Origin of the sequence: Dactylosporangium siamense (assembly GCF_016862795.1) — a bacterium.
GTDB lineage: Bacteria > Actinomycetota > Actinomycetes > Mycobacteriales > Micromonosporaceae > Dactylosporangium > Dactylosporangium siamense.
Map to the genome: position 1 here is coordinate 1 of NZ_BONQ01000241.1, position 4,212 is coordinate 4,212.

General features: G+C 70.5%; 1 protein-coding gene. It reads left to right on the forward strand.

Annotated features, from left to right (window positions below):
• Positions 1-268 precede the first annotated feature (268 nt).
• The coding region (locus Dsi01nite_RS58205) for an AMP-binding protein (RefSeq protein ID WP_373318977.1) at positions 269-4,212 on the forward strand (3,944 nt) is incomplete at its 3' end.

A 4,212-nucleotide genomic window follows, 5' to 3' on the forward strand; every position in this document is an offset into this window, starting at 1 on the left:
TGGTGGTGAGTTGGTCGGTGGTGTGGAGTACGCGACGGCGTTGTTCGACGCGGCGACCGTGGAGCGGTTTGTCGGGCATCTGCAGCGGGTGTTGGCTGAGGTGGCCGGCGGTGCGGGGGTCCGGGTGTCGGAGTTGTCGTGGTTGACGCCGGTCGAGGTTTCGTCGTTGCGGTCGTGGTCGGGTGTCGGCACCGACGTCGAGGTGCCCTCGGGCGGGTTGGATGAGCGGATTGCCGGGTGGGCGGCGGCTGATCCGGGTGCTGTGGCGGTGGAGTGTGGCGGGGACTCGTTGACGTATGGCGGGTTGGCGGCGAGGGCGAATCGTTTGGCGGTGTGGTTGCGTGGTGCGGGGGTGGGCGCGGGGTCGGTGGTCGGGTTGTGTCTGGGTCGGGGTGTGGATCTGGTGGTGGCCATGGTGGCGGTGTGGCGGGCGGGCGGCGCGTATGTGGTGCTGGATGCGATGAATCCGCCGGACAGGTTGTCGTTCATGGTGGCTGATTCGGGTGCGTCGTTGGTGTTGGGTCATCGGGGTGTCGCGGACGGTCTGGCCGCGGCCGGGGTCGATGTGGTGTGGCTGGACGACGTGGTGTTGGACGAGGTGCCGCCGGTTGGTGGGGAGGAGCCGCTGGTGGTGGGCGGGTTGGGGTTGGCGTGTGTGGTGTTCACGTCGGGTTCGTCGGGCTGGCCGAAGGCGAGTCTGGTGTCGCATGGCGCGTTGTTGTCGGTGTTCGCGGGTTGGTCGGTGGCGCATTTCCCGGGCGGGGCGCGGTATCGGTGGTTGTCGTTGGCGGCGGCGGGGTTTGACGTGTTCACCGGTGATGTGGTGCGGGCGTTGTGTTCGGGTGGGACGTTGGTGTTGGGGGAGCCGGGCGCGCAGGTGGACCCGGTGCGGTTCGCGGAGTTGTTGCGGGGTTCGCGGATTGAGGCGTTGGAGTGTGCGCCGCGGTATGTGGATGGGTTGGTGGGGTTGGGTGTAGCGGTGGAGGGGCTGCGGTTGTTGGTGGTCACGACGGATGGGTGGCGGGTGGACGCGGCGGCGCGGGCGCGGGCGGTGCTGGGTGCGGGGGTGCGGTTGTTGGTTGGGTATGGGGTGACGGAGGCGGCGGTCGATTCGACGTTCGGTGTGGTGTCGGGGTCGGGGCTGGTCGCCGATGGTGTGGTTGGTGGGGTGTTGCCGGGGGTTCGGGTGTGGGTTCTGGACCGGTGGTTGTGTCCGGTGCCGGCGGGGGTGGTTGGTGAGGTGTTCGTTGGTGGTGGCGGGTTGTCGTGGGGGTATGCGGGTCGGGGGGTGTTGTCGGCGGAGCGGTTTGTGGCGGACCGGTTCGCGGGTGACGGTTCGCGGTTGTACCGGACCGGTGACCTGGGCCGGTGGGTGGATGGCGAGCTGGTGTTCGTGGGTCGGGTTGATCGTCAGGTGAAGGTGCGTGGGTATCGGGTGGAGCTGGGTGAGGTGGAGGACGCGTTGGTGGCTGCGGGTGCGGAGGCGGCGGCGGTGCTGGTGGATGGGGACCGGTTGGTGGCGTATGTGGTGGGTGTGGTGGATCCGGGGTTGGTGCGGGGGCGGTTGCCGGAGTACATGGTGCCGTCGGTGTTTGTGTCGTTGCCGGCGTTGCCGTTGTCGGTGAATGGGAAGGTGGATCGGGCGGCGTTGCCGGCGCCGGATGTGTCGCGGCGGGATGGTGTGTTTGTCGCGCCGGCGGGTCTGGTGCAGGAGGTGTTGGCGGGGATCTGGGCTGAGGTGTTGGGTGTCGATCGGATTGGGGTGCGTGACAGCTTCTTTGAGCTTGGTGGGCATTCGTTGCTGGCGACGCAGGTGGTGTCGCGGGTGCGGGTCGCGTTCGGTGTCGAACTGCCGGTCGCGGCACTGTTCGACACCCCGACCATCACCGAACTGGCCGAGGTGATCGAGGCCGCAAACCCGACGACGGCAGCCCCGCCCGTGGTGTTCGTGGGCCGCGACCGATTGCTGCCGTTGTCGTTCGCTCAGCAGCGGCTGTGGTTCCTCGCCCAGCTGGACCCGGACTCGGTGGAGTACAACACGCCGATGTCGATCCGCCTGCCGGGCGACCTCGACGTGCCGGCCCTGGTCGCGGCGTTGGGCGCGTTGGTCGGGCGGCACGAGGTGCTGCGGACCCGCCTGGTGGCGGACGCGGAAGGTGTGCCGTGGCAGGTGATCGACCCGCCGACCGTCCGCTTCGACCTGCCGATCGTCGACGTGCCCGCCGCGGAGGTGGACGCGTGGTTGGCGGCCGACGCCGTGGTGCCCTTCGACCTCGCGGCAGGACCATTGTTCCGGGCGACACTGCTGCGGGTCGCAGCGCGGTCGCATGTGCTCGCGCTGGCGATGCATCACCTGGTGGGCGACGAATGGTCGTCGGCGATCCTGCGGCGGGAGCTCGATGCGCTCTACCGCGGGGAGCGGTTGCCGGAGCTGCCGGTGCAATACGCCGACTTCGCCGTCTGGCAACGGCAGTGGCTGACCGGTGAGGTGCTGGAGCGTCAGCTCGGCTACTGGCGCCGGCGGCTCACGGGCGCGCCGGTGCTCGAGCTGCCGACGGACCGCCCGCGTGCGGCGGTGCGGTCGACGGCGGGTGCGGTGCTGGACTTCGTCGTTCCGGCCGATGTCGTCGAGGGTCTGCGTGCGGTGTCGCGGTCGGTCGGTGTGTCGATGTTCATGACGGTGTTCGCGGCGTTCAATGTGCTGCTGTCGCGGTACACCGGTCAGGACGACATCGTGGTCGGCACGCCGATCGCGAACCGGAACCGGGCCGAGATCGAGGGCCTGATCGGGTTCTTCGTCAACACGCTGGTCCTGCGCACGGACCTGTCCGGCGATCCGACCTTCGTGGAGTTGCTGCAGCGCGTCCGCGCCGACACCCTGGCCGCATACGAGCACCAGGATGTGCCGTTCGCGCAGCTGGTCGACGAGCTGGGCGTCGTCCGGGACCGCTCGCGCGGCCCACTGTTCCAGGCCTCGTTCAACTACGCGACCGGCGACGGCGACGGCGACGACGGCTCGGCCGCGCTGCCGGTCAAGTCCGACCTGTCGGTCTCGGTAGGCGAGGCCGCGTCGGGCCTGGAGGGCTCGGTGCAATACAGCACCGCGTTGTTCGACGCGCCGCGGATGGCGCGGTTGGTCGATCATCTCCAGCGACTGCTGTCGGCGGTGGCGGGCGCGACGGATGTGCGGTTGTCGCAGCTGCCGTTGCTGACGCCCGGCGAGCTGGCGGACCTGTCGATGTGGGGCGCTCCCGTGATGGAGCTGCCGCCGGTGGAGACGATCCACGAACAGATCGGTGCGTGGGCGGCGGCGTCCCCGGACGCCGTGGCAGTGCAGTGCGGCGACGAGTCGCTGTCATACGCCGAGCTGTGGCGGCGGTCCGGGGCACTGGCGGGGCGGCTGGCTGGAGCCGATGTGGTCGGGCTCTGTCTGCGTCGGGGTGTGGACATGGTGATGGCGATCGTGGCGGCATGGCGGGCCGGCGCGGCCTACCTGCCGCTCGACCCGGTGCACCCGCCCGAGCGGCTGGCCGCCATGGTCGCCGACGGCGGCGCGTCGCTGGTGCTGGGCCACCGCGGGTTCGCGGACGGGTTGCGCGACGCCGGCGTCGAGGTCACGTGGCTCGAAGACGTGGAGCCGGGCCCGGCGGCGCTGCCGCGTGTGTTGGCGGATCAGACGGCATATGTGATGTTCACGTCGGGCTCGACGGGCCGTCCGAAGGGCGTGCAGGTGACGCATCGGAGCCTGGCGGCCCTCGTCGCGGGCCAGCGGGACCTGCTCGGCGCCGGCAACGCGGTGCTGCTGTTCGCGTCGTTCGGGTTCGACGCTTCCGTATGGGACCTGTGCATGGCGCTGGCGGGCGGCGGTCGTCTGGTGATCGCGCAAGATCGGCACCGCGCCGACTCGGCGGCGCTGGCGGACCTGGTGCGGGACAGCGGCGTCGAGGTGGCGACACTGCCGCCGTCGTTGCTGGCAGTGCTGCGTCCGGAGCAGCTGGCCGGCCTGCGCACGCTGGTGAGCGCGGGCGAGCAGCTGGACGGCGGGCTGGCCGCGGTGTGGGCGGACCGGGTCCGACTGCTGAACGCGTACGGCCCGACCGAGGCGACGGTGTGTGCCTCCGCGGGAACGGCTACCGGCGGTGACCGGCCGGCGTCGATCGGCACGCCCTTCGGCGGGACCCGGCTGCACGTGCTCGACGCTGCCATGCGGCC